This is a genomic window from Thiomicrospira sp. (genome assembly GCF_014859555.1).
GTDB lineage: Bacteria > Pseudomonadota > Gammaproteobacteria > Thiomicrospirales > Thiomicrospiraceae > Thiomicrospira.
Map to the genome: position 1 here is coordinate 1 of NZ_JACUTY010000044.1, position 16,986 is coordinate 16,986.

General features: G+C 44.5%; 17 protein-coding genes. 13 read left to right on the forward strand and 4 right to left on the reverse strand.

Annotated elements, in window-relative coordinates; translation table 11 throughout:
- Positions 1-860, forward strand: an 860-nt coding sequence (locus tag IBX48_RS07710; RefSeq protein WP_296832719.1) for a hypothetical protein, incomplete at its 5' end; no start/stop codon positions are given.
- Positions 861-1,204: 344 nt separating this feature from the next.
- On the opposite strand, the gene IBX48_RS07715 is transcribed toward IBX48_RS07710, so the two are convergent.
- From IBX48_RS07715 to flgA, 4 genes are all read right to left on the reverse strand, one after another.
- Positions 1,205-1,795 (reverse strand): PilZ domain-containing protein, encoded by a 591-nt coding sequence (locus IBX48_RS07715; protein WP_296832722.1) that lies wholly within the window; start codon positions 1,793-1,795, stop codon positions 1,205-1,207.
- A gap of 78 nt (positions 1,796-1,873) precedes the next feature.
- Entirely contained in the window at positions 1,874-2,353 is a 480-nt protein-coding gene (gene flgN, locus IBX48_RS07720; protein ID WP_296832725.1) for a flagellar export chaperone FlgN, read from the reverse strand.
- 24 nt (positions 2,354-2,377) lie between these two features.
- A complete protein-coding gene (flgM, locus tag IBX48_RS07725) occupies positions 2,378-2,692 on the reverse strand; it encodes a flagellar biosynthesis anti-sigma factor FlgM (protein ID WP_296832728.1) in 315 nt (104 codons plus the stop codon).
- 114 nt (positions 2,693-2,806) lie between these two features.
- Positions 2,807-3,439 (reverse strand): flagellar basal body P-ring formation chaperone FlgA, encoded by a 633-nt coding sequence (gene flgA / locus IBX48_RS07730; RefSeq protein ID WP_296832731.1) that lies wholly within the window; start codon positions 3,437-3,439, stop codon positions 2,807-2,809.
- A 197-nt stretch (positions 3,440-3,636) separates the two neighbouring features.
- On the opposite strand from flgA, the gene IBX48_RS07735 reads away from it, so the two are divergent.
- The 12 genes from IBX48_RS07735 to IBX48_RS07790 form a co-directional block, all read left to right on the forward strand.
- Positions 3,637-4,605: a chemotaxis protein gene (locus IBX48_RS07735; RefSeq protein ID WP_296832735.1), complete on the forward strand. Its 969-nt coding sequence runs from the start codon at positions 3,637-3,639 to the stop codon at positions 4,603-4,605.
- Positions 4,592-5,821, forward strand: coding sequence for a hypothetical protein (locus tag IBX48_RS07740; protein WP_296832738.1), 1,230 nt, complete (start codon positions 4,592-4,594; stop codon positions 5,819-5,821). The genes IBX48_RS07735 and IBX48_RS07740 overlap by 14 nt, the downstream gene beginning before the upstream one ends.
- Before the next feature lie 183 nt (positions 5,822-6,004).
- On the forward strand, positions 6,005-6,406 hold the full coding sequence (gene flgB, locus IBX48_RS07745; RefSeq protein ID WP_296832741.1) for a flagellar basal body rod protein FlgB: 402 nt from the start codon (positions 6,005-6,007) through the stop codon (positions 6,404-6,406).
- Positions 6,407-6,408: 2 nt separating this feature from the next.
- On the forward strand, positions 6,409-6,819 hold the full coding sequence (flgC, locus tag IBX48_RS07750; RefSeq protein WP_296832744.1) for a flagellar basal body rod protein FlgC: 411 nt from the start codon (positions 6,409-6,411) through the stop codon (positions 6,817-6,819).
- Positions 6,820-6,829: 10 nt separating this feature from the next.
- Positions 6,830-7,510 (forward strand): flagellar hook capping FlgD N-terminal domain-containing protein, encoded by a 681-nt coding sequence (locus tag IBX48_RS07755; protein ID WP_296832747.1) that lies wholly within the window; start codon positions 6,830-6,832, stop codon positions 7,508-7,510.
- A 20-nt stretch (positions 7,511-7,530) separates the two neighbouring features.
- On the forward strand, positions 7,531-9,369 hold the full coding sequence (locus IBX48_RS07760; RefSeq protein WP_296832750.1) for a flagellar hook protein FlgE: 1,839 nt from the start codon (positions 7,531-7,533) through the stop codon (positions 9,367-9,369).
- Positions 9,370-9,545: 176 nt separating this feature from the next.
- Positions 9,546-10,574: a tRNA preQ1(34) S-adenosylmethionine ribosyltransferase-isomerase QueA gene (gene queA, locus IBX48_RS07765; protein WP_296832769.1), complete on the forward strand. Its 1,029-nt coding sequence runs from the start codon at positions 9,546-9,548 to the stop codon at positions 10,572-10,574.
- 132 nt (positions 10,575-10,706) lie between these two features.
- Positions 10,707-11,819: a tRNA guanosine(34) transglycosylase Tgt gene (tgt, locus tag IBX48_RS07770; protein WP_296832753.1), complete on the forward strand. Its 1,113-nt coding sequence runs from the start codon at positions 10,707-10,709 to the stop codon at positions 11,817-11,819.
- A 213-nt stretch (positions 11,820-12,032) separates the two neighbouring features.
- Positions 12,033-12,407 carry a preprotein translocase subunit YajC gene (gene yajC, locus IBX48_RS07775; RefSeq protein ID WP_296832756.1) on the forward strand — a complete coding sequence of 125 codons (375 nt, stop codon included), beginning with the start codon at positions 12,033-12,035 and terminating at the stop codon, positions 12,405-12,407.
- Between the two features lie 81 nt (positions 12,408-12,488).
- Entirely contained in the window at positions 12,489-14,372 is a 1,884-nt protein-coding gene (secD, locus tag IBX48_RS07780) for a protein translocase subunit SecD (protein WP_296832760.1), read from the forward strand.
- A 9-nt stretch (positions 14,373-14,381) separates the two neighbouring features.
- Positions 14,382-15,395 (forward strand): protein translocase subunit SecF, encoded by a 1,014-nt coding sequence (secF, locus tag IBX48_RS07785; RefSeq protein ID WP_296832763.1) that lies wholly within the window; start codon positions 14,382-14,384, stop codon positions 15,393-15,395.
- Positions 15,396-15,412: 17 nt separating this feature from the next.
- On the forward strand, positions 15,413-16,986 hold a 1,574-nt coding region (locus tag IBX48_RS07790; RefSeq protein WP_296832766.1), incomplete at its 3' end, for a peptide chain release factor 3.

Below are 16,986 nucleotides of genomic sequence, written 5' to 3' on the forward strand. Positions count from 1 at the left end.
CAGCTAGCCCATTTACGACACGTAAAAGAAACTTTAATTTATATCACTGGTCTTGGACTTATTTAAAAGTTTCTGCTAAACGACTTGTTAGGGCTGGGGTTATTCAAGACTCGGATCATGAGTTTATTTTGAAGGAATTAAGACGTTATTTTGATGGGCATTCAAAACTAACAAACTTCACGAATATGGGTGGTAAAGAATGGAAAGAAGCCGTTCAAAAATGCAGAGATACAGGGAGAGATGCTAAGCTACCTAAAGCGTGTACAGATGTTCTGGTCAAGGCTTATAAACAAGAAGAAAAGGATATCGCACTTCAGCTTACTGATAATAACACTAAGGGTTGTCACATAAGGCTTGATGGAATTAAAGACGATCGGGAAGAAGAGCTTCTCAAGATGCTTTCAAAAGACAGAATTGTAGAAACCTCATTGATTATTAATCAAAATAAGAATTGGAAATTTGGAATCAGGGTTGATTTTTATAAGCTGGAGATTGAGTGTTTCACAAACGTTGTTATTGAAAAGGGGAAAGCTCAAGCTCAAACAACATCGTTATTAAGTCTAATGCAAAATGCTGGTTATACATCGCAGATTTTGGTCAATGCTTACTATGCTAGAAACAAAACGCCAAATCTTGATAGTATTTCACTCCAAAATCTTATTGAAGAAAAAAACTCTAAGATGATATCTACCTATTCGACAGTGAATAAGGATATGGGAGAAGAGGTCAAATATTTTCAACTAAAAACAAAAGATTTGTTGGGAGCAGAGTTTATGGCTCCAATCAAGTTTGTTCAAAGAATTGAGGATATAGCGGAACGGTTTTTAGAGCATGTCATGTTCAATATTGAACAAAAATAAGCAAGCTTTTGAACAAAGTTGCTGAAAGTTGTTTGTTATTGGGTAAAGAAAGAAGGTGTTGCGGCAAGTCGTATAGTATTAGTAAAATTACGTACTCATAACCCGAAGGTCGTAGTGTAATCCCTCGCTACCAATAATAAAAGCCTGATTTTTCATAGAGTTACAGCTCTTTAGAATCGGGCTTTTTTATTGTCCAAATTTTACCAGTGTGGGGGAAATTGTGGGTACTTAGTGCTAGTTAAGCTAGGTTATTGACTGGCGTAGAAGTAGTTTAATGTGAAGTTTATAGCTTGCCAGTCTTTGTTGGGAGTAGTGGATCAAGCACCAGGCCTGGTTGCTTGTTATTAGCTTCTTGAGAAGGTAGCGGCGGCAGATTCTTCGCGCTTTTTGTTGGCCATCTCGATTTCTTTGGTTTGGATAAAGTAGACGATTTTACGACGGTCATCTTCTGTCACATCTTCAAACTCTAAGGCGACTTGGTTAATGTTGCCTTTTAGGGATATTTTCACAACTTTGCAGCGAACTAGAATAGGTGCTTCTTCAGCTAAAGGTTTTAGCAGTAAGTCTACCTTGTCATCATTGCTAATCTTTTCTGGTATATCAAAAGCTAGGCCACCGGCACTGATGTTCACCATCCGCTGGGGAATGCTGTGGGTAAGCTGGTCTTGATCCATGGTTTGCAAAAAGAAGTTCACTTTGCTGTTAATGGCGGTTAATACAGCCGACAAAATGCTGCTCTTGGTACCAATTTGACTAATGAGTTCATTAATCTGCTCGTCCAGCTCGCCCAAGTTTTCCATAAAATATTTTTCTATGTAATTGGCATCGGGATTTGCTGGTAGAGGGTTCTGTTGAGCTTCTTTGCTGGGGATGATGCGATAACTGCATGGCAGCATGGCATCAATACGAAAAAAGGAACGTTGTTCTTTAGACATGTTAAATCTCTTGTAAGGCTTTATATTGTTGTTTTAGTATAAATGTTTTGGTTGTAAAGTTTTGAGCAATTAGCGTGCCTAAGCTTTGCCTAATGTGGCTTTGTGGCCGCCAGACTGTTTCTTAACTCCGCTGGCATTGTAGAGGCTGACAGGCGTGGCGGAGTGGTCTGTAAACAAATTGGTTAGTTGGGCATTTATATTATCTAAGGCTTGGATGGTAATGCCATTGCGCATATTTAAGTTTTTGCAGCTTTCAGCGAGTTCAATGATTTTAATGAGCGTTTGTTGGGTTGGCTGAGGCTGGCTTACAAAGTTAGAATGACTCGCGAGTTCGTTTAAGTTGGACGGTAGGCCAAATTGAGCTTCGATTTCTAGAACGAGTTGATTAATGTTTTCTGATGCAGTTTGTTTTTTTGGTAAAAGGCTGACAAGCGCTTCGATATCATGCTGTTGGAGTTGTTGGGATTCGTTTTCTAGGATAGTTTGAAAAGCGGTGAGCTTTTCAAACAGTTCATGTAGATGGAGGGTAAGGTCATGTGGATGAACTGTTTGAGACATGATAAAGCTTTACCTTGGGAAAGTTTAAGCTTTGGCAAAAAGCATTTCCGTTTTAATTAACTTGTCGGCGATTTTTGCCGCATCAACTTTGTACGTGCCATCAGAAATAGCTTGTTTAAGTTCGGCAATGCGAGATTCGTTGCTTACGTTAGCAGAGGCCGCACGTTTTTCAAGTTCACGCAATTGCGCAGACATGGAGGTTAATGTGACTCTATCTGTTTGCGGTTTACCGTTGCTTTCTAGGGTCGAGCCTTGACTAGCGGCGGCTTTGTCTTGTGTTTTGTATGTTTCATTAGCTCTTGAATTAGCTAAATTGTTCTGTATGTTCTTGATATCCATGATTTTACCCTCATGCTTTAAACGCTATTGTAGCAGTATTACTTTCGTTCCTGAAATAGATAACGGCAACAAATTAAAAAACTTTAATGTATTTTTTTAATATTTGGTTAATCGTTACGGAACCTCTACGGTGTTTGGAGCAATTACTATGCCGATTACGACAATGTCAGAGTTAATATTTTTTACCGACACTCGATCTTGTTGCAACCCATTTTCAAGTGCAATACCGGTGGTCTTGATTTCAATGCCACCTATTCGTGTGACCAAGATGACTTCGTCTTTTTCCATGACCCAGTAAGGGATATCCAGCATTTGTAATGTTATAACGCGGTTGGCTGGGATGGCGCGTTTAGCACGCATACCAACCACATTATCAAGTGATTGCATGGAGCCACGACGAATTTCATTTAAAGGTACCAGTTTCAACTCAACGTTAGCTTTATTTATAACGGCTTGACGTAAGATTCCTTGAGTTGAAACGATTGCAGGTAGTTTGCCGTCAATATTGACCGATACAAACACACGCCAAGAAGGGGTGTTGCAGTTGACGCTGACGGTTAAGCGGCCATGAATTTGGTGGGGGTCGCGCTGACTGAGTTCGAGTGGCACGTTGCATTGCGCAAGTGTGAGTGTGGAAGGTAAGCTTCTTACGTCTATCTTGGCTTCATGGATTTGTTGGTCTATGTTTTGCTTTACATGTTCGTAAACCAGTTCGTGAATTATTTCTAACGACTGATTTTGTGACATAGCTAGGCCTCCCCACAATAATGAGAGGCCGCTGATCAGTCCAATAAGATAAGATTTGCATAACGTATGGCGCATAAAATTAAGTAGACAACATAGTTGAAGTGGGATTAAGTTCTACACTTTAGGCTGGGTTCTAAGGTATATTGTTCCGATAGTTCGGATTGGAATGGAACATTGTAATATAAGGTGGCTTTAAGATGTCGAATTTTCTAAAAAGTGTTGATCAACGTACCTCGTTGGCGGGTATGAATCGCATGGAGTTGTTGCTGTTTAATATTCAAGGTAAGCAGTTGTTTGGCATCAATGTTTTTAAAGTTCGTGAGGTCATTCGCACGCCTGACATTTCCCCTGTGCCTAAGTCAGATCCGCGGGTAGTGGGTGTATCCGATATTCGCGGTCAAACCATGCCGATGATTGATTTGGCACAAGCCTTGGATTTGCCGCCAATTCCGCGTGATAAGTTAGCGGATAGCTTAACGATTGTTACCGAGTTTAACAGTTCGGTGCAGGGCTTTCTGGTGGAGGATGTGGATCGTATTGTTCATATGCGATGGGAAGATATTTTGCCGCCACCCGACTCCTTGAGTCATGTTAATTATTTAACCGGTATTACGCGTGCAAAAGGTGTGATCGTCGAGATTGTTGACGTGGAGAAGGTGTTGGCCGAAGTGTCTGGTATGCCGGGTGTGATGTCGGACGAATTTGTTGAACACAACATCGATAAAACCCAAGGCCACGGTTATTTTATATTGGGTGCCGACGATTCAACCGTCGCGAGAACGCAACTTATAAGTGTGTTGGATAAGTTGGGTATAAAACATCTTATTGTCAATAACGGTCGTAAAGCGCTTGATTTATTAAGGACGTGGGCGGATGAAGCCGATGAGGGTGTCGCCCCACCAGTTAGTGAAAAAGTGTTAATGGTTATTTCGGATATTGAAATGCCTGAAATGGATGGTTATACCCTCACCACCAGTATTCGTAAGGATGAGCGTTTAAAAGATTTGTATGTGATTTTAAATTCGTCGTTAAGCGGTGGTTTTAATGACAAGTTGACCGAAAAAGTGGGTGCCAATAAGTTCTTGTCTAAATGGCACTCAGAAGAGTTGGCGAGAGAGATTATCAAACGTATTGACGAAGTGGAATCGGTTCATGCAGCTGAGTAATGTTGGAAAGCTAAGTTTTTTTCGCTTAAGTATTCATGGTTTGATGCTATTAATGCTTTGGTTGGGCGCGGTGATGTTTGCGCAAGCGGATAGTCGTTGTGTGGCGGTAACGGGAGTGGCCTCTATGGATGGGGTTGAGCGTGCTTATGCTCGTCAGATGGCGATTCGTAATGGTTTAGAACTAGCGAGTATGCAGAACAATTTACATATCTCGGCTCGGTCAGACACTGAAAATTTCCAGCTAAAAAATCAAGCCAGTCGTTTTACCTCGCGCAGTAAAATTCAGCGTTTCGGTATTATGGGTGAATATGCGGATGATGAATTAAAACAATATGAAGTTGAGCTAAATGTTTGTTTAACCGAAGACCCAAGTGCTTGCGGGCATGCATTTGGTGTGCATTATCAAAACCGTGTGGTGATTGCGCCAGCGGTCATAGAAAACAGTCGTGAAGCCAATGATATTTCAAATTTAATCACCGGCTATCAAAACGAGTTGTATCGTCGTCTTAAAGAATCCGGTTATAACAATTTAGATATGATTGATTATGCCCAGTCGATTCAACCAGGTAATTTGGTGACACCAAATTTGGATCCAGAGGTTTTGCGGCCAATTCAAGATCAAACCGGTGGTCAATTTTTGTTAATGTCGGTCGTGCGTTCAGCCGCAGCACAAAGTGAAAATAAAGCCTTTATGGACAGTGTGCGGCGTTTTTACGATTTCGATTCAAAAAAGAATCGCCGTTATGTTGAGATTGATTGGTATCTAATTGATCTTAATAAACACCGTATTGTTAAGCAGCAGCGAGAAGGTTTTGAAGTGCGTGGAGATGTGCGAGTCGGGCGTGATCGCCCGTTTGGTACGGCGGCGTTTTTTAAAACCGATACTGGGCAAGCCTTTCATGCTATTTTGAATCAGCAGAGTGAACAGCTTTATAATCACTTAAATTGCGAATTGCTCGAAACCGAAATTATTGATGTGCGTAACGGTGAATATGTATTGTTTTTATCCGCCGAGTCGGGTGTGCAAGTGGGTGATCAGTTGTCGGTTTATCAACGTGTTGGTAATCCGGTACGTTTTCAGGGGCGCAACCTAGGGGTAGACGAAACCCCAGCTGGCTTCTTAAAAATTACGCGTATTTTGCCCAAGTTCGCAGTGGGTGAGTTGGTCGCCCAAAATGGTCGAGTTCAAATAGGCGATGTGGTTCGTTCTTGGTAAGGTGTTTACCAAGTCGTTTATTTCCAATTAGCCGTTAAAGCTCAACCACCAGGCCTGGTGGTTGAGCTTTAACGGCATTCTGTTTTATTTCTTTAATTAAATTCCTTTTCTTTTTTGCTTTACCTCCAGGTTGGCATTCGGATTGCTTTTACTTTTTTACAGGTAAAAACAAGGAAGGCTTTCATGTCTAATTCAATATTTGGTATTCACGAACAAGCGCTGCATGTGCGCAAGGATCGATCAGAAGTATTGGCCAATAACTTGGCGAATGCGGATACGCCTAACTATAAGGCACGTGATATTGATTTTCGTAAAGCCATTCATGAAGCACAAGGCATGGAAGATCGTCGTTTTAAGCCAGATATGCAACGTACAAATTCGCGTCATATAGAAGGCTTTGCCGAGATCACGACGGGTGATTACCTGCGTTACCGCATGCCAACGCAACCTTCTTTAGATGGCAACACGGTCGAAACACACATTGAGAAGGCAAAATTTGCCGAAAACGCGATGCAGTATCAGGCCACCTTAGAGTTTATTGATAGTCGTATTAAAGGGATCAGCGGCGCGCTGAGAGGTGAATAATCATGTCATTGTTTAATATTTTAGATATTTCCGGTACTGGCATGCACACCCAAACGGTGCGTTTGAATACCGTAGCCTCCAATATGGCCAACGTCGACAGCATTAGTTCGAATGCGGAGGATACCTATCGTTCTAAGCAGCCGGTATTTCAAACCATTTTAGATCAGCGTACCGGTGAGCCAAAAGGTGGGGTCAGGATTAAAGAAATCGTTGAAAGCCAGGCACCGTTAAAAATGGAATACAGTCCGAACCATCCGATGGCCAATGAAGATGGCTATATTTATCGCCCGAATGTAAATGTGGTGGAAGAAATGGCCAACATGATGTCGGCTTCTAAAACCTACGAAACCAATGTCGAGGTTTTAAACACCTCAAAACAACTGTTACTGCGCACCATTCAGTTGGGCAAATAGGAGATAACGTATGAGCACGATTCCGAGTAGTACCGACTTTATGAGTGCGATGCAAAATAAAAGCACTTCGGCCAGCCAATTTGCACCACAAGATCAAATGGGGCAAAGAGAGTTTTTGATGTTGTTGAGCACGCAAATGATGAACCAGGATCCGACCAAGCCAATGGATCCTAGCAGCTTCGTAACTGACCTAACCCAGATGAGTCAGCTTGAAGCGACTCAGCAGTTGAACAAATCGGTTACCTCCATGACGGCTGGTTTCCAAAACCTACAGATCATGCAAGCCGCTGGTCTGGTAGGGCGTGCGGTGGTGGCCGAGGGTGATGCGTTTAATCATAACGATGAGTTCGAAAGTCACTTCCGTCTCGATACGGATGAGCCTTTATCGGATGTCAAGATTGTGATTAGTAATCAAAACGGTGTGGTGCGCGAAATGGAAGCGATGGGCACCTTGAACAAGGGTGAAACCGCAGTGAAGTGGGACGGTCTCAATGATGACGGAGGCGCGGCCAAAAGCGGAACCTATGACATCACCGCTTATGGTTATGATGAAGAAGGCAATATCAAAGGAATTAAAACGGTCGTTTCGACCAGCGTCTACAGTGTCGCTATTAATGCTGATGGTTCGTTAAAGCTAACCTTATCAACGGGTGAAAAAGTTGATATGTCGGCTGTACGAGAAATTGGTTAAGACTTGAGAAGGAGAACATCATGTCTGCATATGATCTAAATGCTTTAAGTGGAATTAACGCGTCCTCGCAAGGGTTGGGCGTTATCTCAAACAACTTGGCCAACTCGCAAACCATTGGTTTTAAAAGTGGTCGTGCTGAATTTGCCGATATGTTTTCCGGTGCTCAAAAATCACCGGGCAACGGCGTGCGTGTCGAAGCGATCACACAAAGTTTTGAACAGGGTACCATTACCGCTACTGGCCGTGAACTTGATTTGGCGTTAGATGGTGAAGGTTTCTTTATCCTGAACGACCAAACCGGCAAATACGGCAATGTGTATACCCGAAACGGTTCATTTAAGTTGGATAAAGAAGGCTTTATGACCGACCAGGCCGGTAACAAGGTTATGGGTTACACCTTAAATGAAGCGCTTTCAAAAGAATTGAATCCGGTTTTTAACACCACCTTGTCGGCCATCAACTTGATGGAGTTAAATAAAACGCCACGCGCTACGGATGAGATGTCGTACGACATTAACTTGGATGGACAGCAGAAGTACAATGTTGATCCGTTTGATGTTAATCCGACCGCGACGGTGGGTTCAACCGATAACTTATTGAAGCTTACCAAGCCAGAAGCGCAAGGTGTAGGGCCATTTGGTGGTTTCCCTGATTTCTCAACCCAAAAAACCATTCATGACACCTTGGGCGGCGAGCACCGTTTAACTTCTAACTTCTATAAACGCGATGTAGTGGAAGCGGTGGTAGGTCTGTCTTCGTTCCAGGAGTCTTATAATGGCTACTCAAATGCCTTAGTAAACTATAACAATGCGGTGGATGATGGTTTGGTTGGTGCGGACTTATTGCCCTACGAAACCGCATTAGAAACAAATTACGATGCGTTGCAGCAGAAAATAGCTGATGATTTCGCTTTAGCTGATCCATTAGGTTCCGGTGTTGCATTAACGGGTGCGATTGGTGATCCAGCTGCAACCATTGCCGGGAACGCGGCAGCCATTTATGCCGATTATCAGACCGAGATTCAATTTCGTAAAGATAACAACCTAAATGACCTGGGTGAAAAGTACACCAGTTGGATTGTGCAGTATACGGTAGAAGATTTTGATATTGATACCGGAGAATGGGTCACCAGTGGTCATCGTTATGATCAGGATAATGGTGTCGAAACCAACGAAGCTGGGATTATTTTTGAACTGCGTTTTGATACTAATGGTAACTTGTTACAAACCCGTCAACCAGCCGATCGTAGTGACCCTTCAGGTGAAAATCTAGGTCTCGATATGGAGCCTACCTCTCGTGAACTAAGCCCGCTTGACTGGGTGGAAGTGTCGGGTCGTAAAGGTAAATTGGATTGGGTGATTGATAGCCCAAAAACAGGTGCAACCGATCCATTAGGTGCGCAAGATCCAACGACGTTACAGTTAGCAATTGATGTCGACTTTTCCGATATGACGATGTTCTCAGGTGATTACACCTTACGTGGTGTGACGCAAAACGGTTACCGTATTGGTGATTTAGTGGGCTTAACCACAGGGCGTGATGGGGTGATTGAAGCGCGTTATTCAAACGGCCGCTCGATTCCGGTGGCGCAGTTAGCCGTGGCAAACTTTAATGACCTTAACGCACTCGAAAAATTGGGTGGTCAAATGTATGCCGAATCCTTTGGTTCAGGGCCAGCCATGATTGGCAAAGCTCAGTCCGGTGGTATGGGGACGATTAACGCAGGCTCACTTGAGTATTCCAACGTGGATACGGCCGGTGAATTGGTAAAAATGATTCAGACTCAGCGTACTTACCAAGCCAGTGCGCAGGTGTTGTCTACTTCGCAGGAATTGACACGTACCATCTTGAACCTATAAAGCTCGTTTTTAGATTATTGTTTTCTGGTCTTGCCGGCAATTAACTTAGTTAATTGCCGGCTTTTTTGTTATTGCGGCAAAGTTTGCCTTGGATTCGCGGCCATTTTAAATTGTTACGTGACCTTTTGGTCTAAATCAGCGAAAATACACGCCTTTTAGGATTTGAGGCCGGTTTGTTGATACGCCAAGACTTTTATTTTCATTTGCCAGATAACTTGATTGCGCAACAACCCGCTTCCCAACGCCGTGCCAGTCGGTTATTGGTGTTGGATTCGCAAGGTGACTGTCAAGATCAACAGTTTGTCGATTTACTGGGCTTTATTCAGCCCAACGATTTGTTGGTATTTAACAATACCCGTGTGATTCCGGCGCGATTGTTTGGTGAAAAAGCCAGCGGTGGCAAAGTTGAGTTACTGATTGAACGAATTGTGGATCAGCAACGAGTGTTATGTCATATTCGCGCAAGCAAGTCGCCTAAAGCTGGAGCGAAATTAAAGATTGAGCAGGCATTTGAGGTTGAAGTGTTAGGGCGGCAAGGGGCCTTGTTTGAGGTGCAATTTGAACCTTCGAAAACCCCGCTGGAATGGTTAGAAATTTATGGTCATATGCCATTGCCGCCTTATATTGAACGTGCGGATCGGCCAGAAGATAAAGAACGTTATCAAACCGTGTACAGCACTCGACCTGGTGCGGTGGCGGCCCCCACAGCGGGATTGCATTTTGACCAAGCCATGTTGGATGCAATTCAGGCCAAAGGCGCGAAATTAGGTTTTGTGACTTTGCATGTCGGAGCCGGCACCTTTAAACCAGTGCAGGTAGATAATATTGCCGAACATATCATGCATTCTGAATGGATTGAAGTTACACCAGGTCTGGTGGAGCAAGTAAAACAAACGCGTGCAAAAGGTGGGCGTGTGATTGCGGTCGGCACCACCAGCGTACGTTGTTTAGAAACCGCGTCTAAAACCGGTGAATTACAAGCCTGCAGTGGTGAAACCGATATTTTTATTACACCCGGTTATGAGTTTAAGCAGGTTGATGTGTTATTAACCAACTTTCATTTGCCCGAATCGACCTTGATTATGCTGGTCAGTGCGTTGGCGGGTTATGAACAAACCATGGCGGCTTATCGCCACGCGGTAGAACAACAATACCGTTTTTTCAGTTATGGCGATGCCATGCTGGTGTTTAAAAAAACGCATTAAACCACGAACAACACGAAGTTCACGAAGGCAAGTTAATGGGTAGCAAACCACCAGGCCTGGTGGTTGAAGAATAGAGAGTTTTCTTTGTTGGTGGTCTTCGTGAACCTCGTGGTTAAATAAATTGGAAATAACATGCAATTTGAATTAGATAATCAAGATGGTCGTGCGCGTCGTGGGCGTTTAAAGTTTGCGCGTGGCACGGTGGAAACCCCAGCATTTATGCCGGTGGGCACTTATGGAACGGTTAAAGGTATGACGCCTGAAGAACTGGTGGAAACCGGTGCGCAGATTATTTTGGGCAATACCTTTCATTTAGCGATTCGCCCCGGCACCGACATTATTAAACTGCACGGTGATTTGCACGACTTTATGCATTGGAAAGGCCCGATTTTAACCGACTCCGGTGGTTTTCAGGTGTTCAGCCTAGGTAAAATGCGCAAGATTAGCGAACAAGGCGTGTTGTTTAGCAATCCGGTGAATGGCTCTAAAATTTTCATGGGGCCGGAAGAATCTATGCAAATTCAGCGTGATTTAGGTGCCGACATTGTAATGATCTTCGACGAATGCACACCTTATCCGGCCACTCATATGGAAGCCGATGTATCGATGCGTTTATCGTTACGCTGGGCCAAGCGTTCCAAACAGGCCCACGGCGATAACCCGGCGGCGTTATTCGGTATTGTGCAGGGCGGCATGTATGAAGACTTACGTCAAGAATCGGCTCAAAAATTGCAAGAGATCGGATTTGATGGTTATGCGATTGGCGGTTTGTCGGTAGGTGAGCCGAAAGAAGACATGTTGCGTGTGTTAGAGGCGACCGAACCGCATTTGCCGAAAGATCGGCCGCGTTATTTAATGGGGGTAGGCAAACCTGAAGATATTGTCGAAGCGGTCCGCCGTGGCATCGATATGTTTGATTGTGTAATCCCAACACGTAACGCACGCAACGGTTTCTTGTTTACACACACTGGCGTGGTGAAAATTCGTAACGCGGTGCACAAAACCAGTTTGGCGCCAATTGATGCCCAGTGCGATTGTTATACCTGCAAAAATTACACGCGTTCGTATTTACACCATTTAGATAAGTGCGGCGAAATTCAGGGGGCACGTTTAAATACCATCCATAACCTACATTATTATCAAGCTTTAATGCAGGATTTACGCGACGCAATCAGCGAGCAGCGTTTAGACGGATTTGTGTCTGAGTTCTACGCCGCACGTGGTTTAGAGGTTCCGAGCTTGTAAAGCTTCGAATTATTTACCAAGAAGAACATGACGAATGCTAAGGATTTATTGCGTAAAATCATAAGCATTCAGGTTAAATGAGTGGGTTGAATAATTGTTGTGAACCTGGTGGCTCATCAACAAACCACCAGGCCTGGTGAAAAAAGCTGATTTTTAAATCCGCTTATGCCAAAATACCGCGACACAATTTTTTTAATACAGGGAGTAGGGAATATGAGCTTTTTTATTAGTGATGCGATGGCTGAGGGTGCGGCTTCTTCTGGTGGTGCAGGATGGGAAGGATTGATTCCCCTGGTTTTACTATTTGTAATTTTCTACTTTTTGCTTATCCGTCCACAACAGAAAAAAGTCAAAGAGCATCGCAAGCTGGTAAGCGAAATCGCCAAAGGTGACGAAATCATTACGTATGGTGGTATCGGCGGCAAGATTCGTGAGTTAGACGAAGCGTTTTGTGATCTTGAAATTGCGCCCAACGTAGTGGTAAAAGTGGATCGTCAGAATATTGCCCGTCTGTTGCCAAAAGGCACCCTAAAAGGCACAGCGAATAATGAAAAGAAAGATCAAGCCGAAACCGATAGCGAAGCTTAATCAATAAGGTCAATAAAGGGGCTAAGGCCCCTTTTTTAATGATGAAACAAAATCTTAGCGGCCATTTAAAAGGCAAATCACATGTTTGAATCTCAACGTAATATTATTAATAATCGCTTTCCAGCTTGGAAATACCTACTGCTGATCACGGTGGTGGTTTTGGGTTTAACCTATTCCATGCCTAACCTGTTTGGTGACGATCCGGCTGTACAGATATCGCCAGTGCAAGTTGGTCAGTTTGATCAACATACCACTCAGGCGATTGAAGCGCGCCTGACTGAAGCCGGTCTGGTGCCTAAAACCTTAGAGTTTGATGGCAACCAATACCTGCTGCGCTTTAGTGATGTCGAAGCACAGTTGCAAGCGAATGATGTATTACGTGAGTTATTCGAACGCCAAGCGGTGGTCGCCTTAAACTTGGCACCAGCGACGCCGGCTTGGCTAAGAGCCTTGGGTGGTCAGCCGATGTATTTGGGACTGGACTTGCGTGGCGGGGTTCACTTCTTAATGGACGTCGACATGGATGCCGCTGTTGAAGGCGCTTATCGTCGATACAATGATGAAATTCGTAACCTGTTACGTGATGCACGTGTACGTTACCAGTCGGTCGATTATCAAGATGAAACGCTTCGAGTGGTTTTTAGAGGCGTGGATGCACGTGATCAAGGTTTGGTCGAACTTGAAAAAGAATACGCCAACGAGCTACAAATTCAGTCGTTCGATGATAACGATCAAGCCGTTATTTCGTTGCGTTTATCCAACAGCGTGATTGCCGAAACCAAAAAGTTTGCTTTACAACAAAACATTACCACCTTACGTAACCGTATTAATGAGTTGGGTGTGGCCGAACCAGTGATTCAGCAGCAAGGTGATCGCCGCATTGTCGTCCAGTTGCCAGGTGTGCAAGATACCGCACGTGCGAAAGAGATTTTGGGCGCCACCGCGACACTTGAGTTCCGTTTAGTTGATGAACGCGGCGATGCCGAGCGTGCGCAACGTACCGGTGTTGCGCCCGGCCAGTCGCAACTTTATCAATTCCGTGACGGTCGTCCAATTCTATTGCAACGCAGTGTAATTGTAACTGGTGACAGCGTAATTAATGCGCAATCAGGTATTGATGCCCAAGCCGGTTCTTCGCAAGTCAGTGTCACCTTGGATGGCGCAGGCGGACGTCGCATGTTGGAGACCACGCGTGGCAATATCGGTAATCGTATGGCCGTGGTGTTTATCGAAAGTCGTATTGATACGGTCGAAGAAAATGGTGAGATGGTTAAAAAACGCGTGGTAACACGCGATGTCATTAACGCCGCGGTGATTCGTGATCAGTTCGCGAACCGTTTTCAAATAACCGGCTTAGCCAGCTCTCAAGAAGCGCAAAATCTATCGCTATTGTTGCGAGCGGGGGCGTTGGCGGCACCGATGGAGATTGTAGAAGAGCGCACAGTTGGCCCGAGTTTGGGGCAAGACAATATTGATCAAGGCTTAATGTCGGTGCTGGTAGGTTTCATCCTGGTACTAATTATTATGGGTTTCCGTTATAAAACCTTTGGCATGATCGCAAATATGGCGCTAGTTTTAAACTTAGTATTGATCGTGGCGGTGTTGTCGTTAATGCAAGCCACCTTAACCTTGCCCGGCATTGCAGGAATTGTGCTTACGGTAGGTATGGCGGTGGATGCCAATGTACTGATTTTTGAGCGTATAAGAGAGGAACTCAAAAACAGTTCGATTCAAACCGCGATTCATGCGGGTTATGAAAAAGCCTTTATTACGATTGCCGATGCGAATATTACAACCTTGTTGGCGGCGATCGTGTTGTTTAGTTTTGGCACTGGGCCAATTAAAGGCTTTGCGATTACCTTAACCATCGGCATTATTACCTCAATGTTTACCGCCATTTTAGGAACACGTGCAATCGTAAATTGGATTTACGGTAATAAACGTGTTTCGAAATTGTCTATTTAGGAGCTCAGCATGACAAAAGAACAAACGACCGCTCAGGCTTCCGTTGATTTAGGCAAAATCAATTTTATGAAAGTGCGCACACCGGCGGTGATTTTATCGTTGGTGTTAATTATAGGCTCATTGGTTGGGCTTTGGTATAAAGGCCTAAACCTGGGGGTGGACTTTACCGGCGGCACCATTATTGAATTATCTTACCCAAATGGTGCCGAGTTAAATACATTACGTAATCAGCTGGTTGAGGCGGGTTATGAACAAGCGCAAGTGCAACATTTCGGTTCATCACGCGAAGTTTTGATTCGTATTGCACCCCGCGATGATATGGCCTCGGCCACCTTGAGTAACGAGGTAATGGCATCTTTGCGAGCCGCAAGTGATGAGATCTTTGAATTGCGGCGTGTCGAGTTTGTTGGGCCCCAGGTTGGGGAGGAGCTAACCTCGGACGGGGCACTGGCGGTATTGTATGCCTTAATCGGGATTTTGATTTACGTGGCATTACGCTTCGAATTCCGTTTTTCATTGGGTGCGATTGCCGCCTTGGTTCACGATGTTGTCATTACAGTTGGGGTGTTTGCTTGGACGCAAATCCAGTTTGATTTAACCGTGTTAGCGGCCTTACTGGCAATTATTGGTTACTCGCTGAACGATACCATCGTGGTGTTTGACCGCGTCAGAGAAAACTTCCGGACGGTACGTGAAGGCTCGCCATCAGAGGTCACTAATAAGGCGTTAAATGATATGTTATCGCGTACCTTGATGACCTCCTTAACGACCTTAATGGTATTGGTTGCGTTGTTTTTCTTGGGTGGTGAAATTATTCATGGTTTTGCCACTGCCTTAATTATTGGTGTCATCGTGGGGACTTATTCCTCAGTTTATGTCGCGAGCAATGTCGCCTTAATGCTCGGTGTGTCGAAGCAAGATTTGATGCCACCAGTTAAAGCCGATGATAATTCTGAAGAAAAAGAAGATGAGTTGCAACGTGCGTTTTTAGAAGCAGAAGCCAAACGTAAATTGCAGGATTAAGCGAGTAAATAAATGCCATGTCGTTAATTTTAGAAAAAAACAAACGCCGCACCTTTGCGATTATCTCGCACCCGGATGCGGGTAAAACCACGGTCACTGAAAAGTTATTGCTATATGGTGGTGCGATTCAGATGGCGGGGGCCGTTAAAAGTCGTAAAACCGACCGTGGCGCGACTTCTGACTGGATGAAAATGGAGCAAGAGCGCGGTATTTCGGTGGCTTCATCGGTGATGCAGTTTCCTTATCAAGGTGTGATGATGAACTTGCTCGATACACCCGGCCATGAAGACTTTTCTGAAGATACCTATCGCGTATTAACCGCGGTGGATTCGGCCTTAATGGTGATTGACGTCGCCAAAGGCGTTGAGGATCGAACCATTAAGTTGATGGAAGTCTGTCGTTTGCGTGACACGCCAATTTTGACTTTTATTAACAAAATGGATCGGGAAGGTAAAGAGCCGATTGAGTTGCTGGATGAAGTTGAAGACATTCTAAAAATCAAATGTGCGCCGATGACTTGGCCGATTGGTATGGGTAAACGTTTTAAAGGCATTTATCACCTTTACAACGATACCGTGCGCCTGTTTGCCCAAGCGGACGGCCAACGTGCGGGTGCGGGCGAGCTATTGGAAGGTTTGGATAACCCACGTTTAGATGAAGTACTTGGCACGCAAGCACAAGAGTTGCGTGATGAAATCGAATTGGTGCGGGGCGCAAGTCATGAATTCGATTTGGATGCCTTTTTGAACGGAAAAATAACCCCGGTGTTCTTTGGTTCAGCGGTCAATAATTTTGGCTTGCAGGAGTTATTGGACGGGTTTGCGATGCATGCGCCACCGCCCAAAGGCCGCGAAACTGAAACGCGTTTTGTGGACGCCGCCGAAGAGAAAATGACCGGCTTTGTGTTTAAAATTCAAGCTAATATGGATCCGGCTCACCGAGACCGTGTGGCGTTTATGCGCATTGTATCGGGCAAATATGAGGCTGGTAAAAAACTTAAACACGTGCGTATTGGTAAAGATGTCAAAATCTCTAAAGCTATCACCTTTTTAGCCAATAAACGCGAACAGGCTGAAGTGGCGTATCCGGGCGACATTATTGGCTTACACAATCACGGCACAATTAAAATTGGCGATACCTTTACCGAGGGCGAAGACCTAAAGTTCACCGGTATCCCAAACTTTGCGCCCGAGTTGTTCCGTCGCGCCCAGTTAAAAGATCCGATGAAAATGAAAGCCTTACAAAAAGGCTTAACTCAGCTTTCAGAAGAAGGTGCCACCCAGCTTTATCGCCCAATTAACAATAACGACCTAATTTTAGGTGCGGTTGGTGTACTGCAGTTTGAAGTGGTCGCTCAACGTTTAGCAGATGAATACAAAGTCGCTTGCCAGTTTGAACCAGTGAGTGTGGCCACCGCGCGCTGGGTGTTGGGCGACAAGGCCGAAATTGCTAAGTTTTTAGATAAAGTCACGGATAACGTGGCTTATGATGCGGCGGATCAACTGGTCTACATTGCACCAACGCGGGTAAATTTACAATTAACCGAAGAACGTTGGCCGAACCTAAAGTTCACCGCCACCCGCGAGCATTA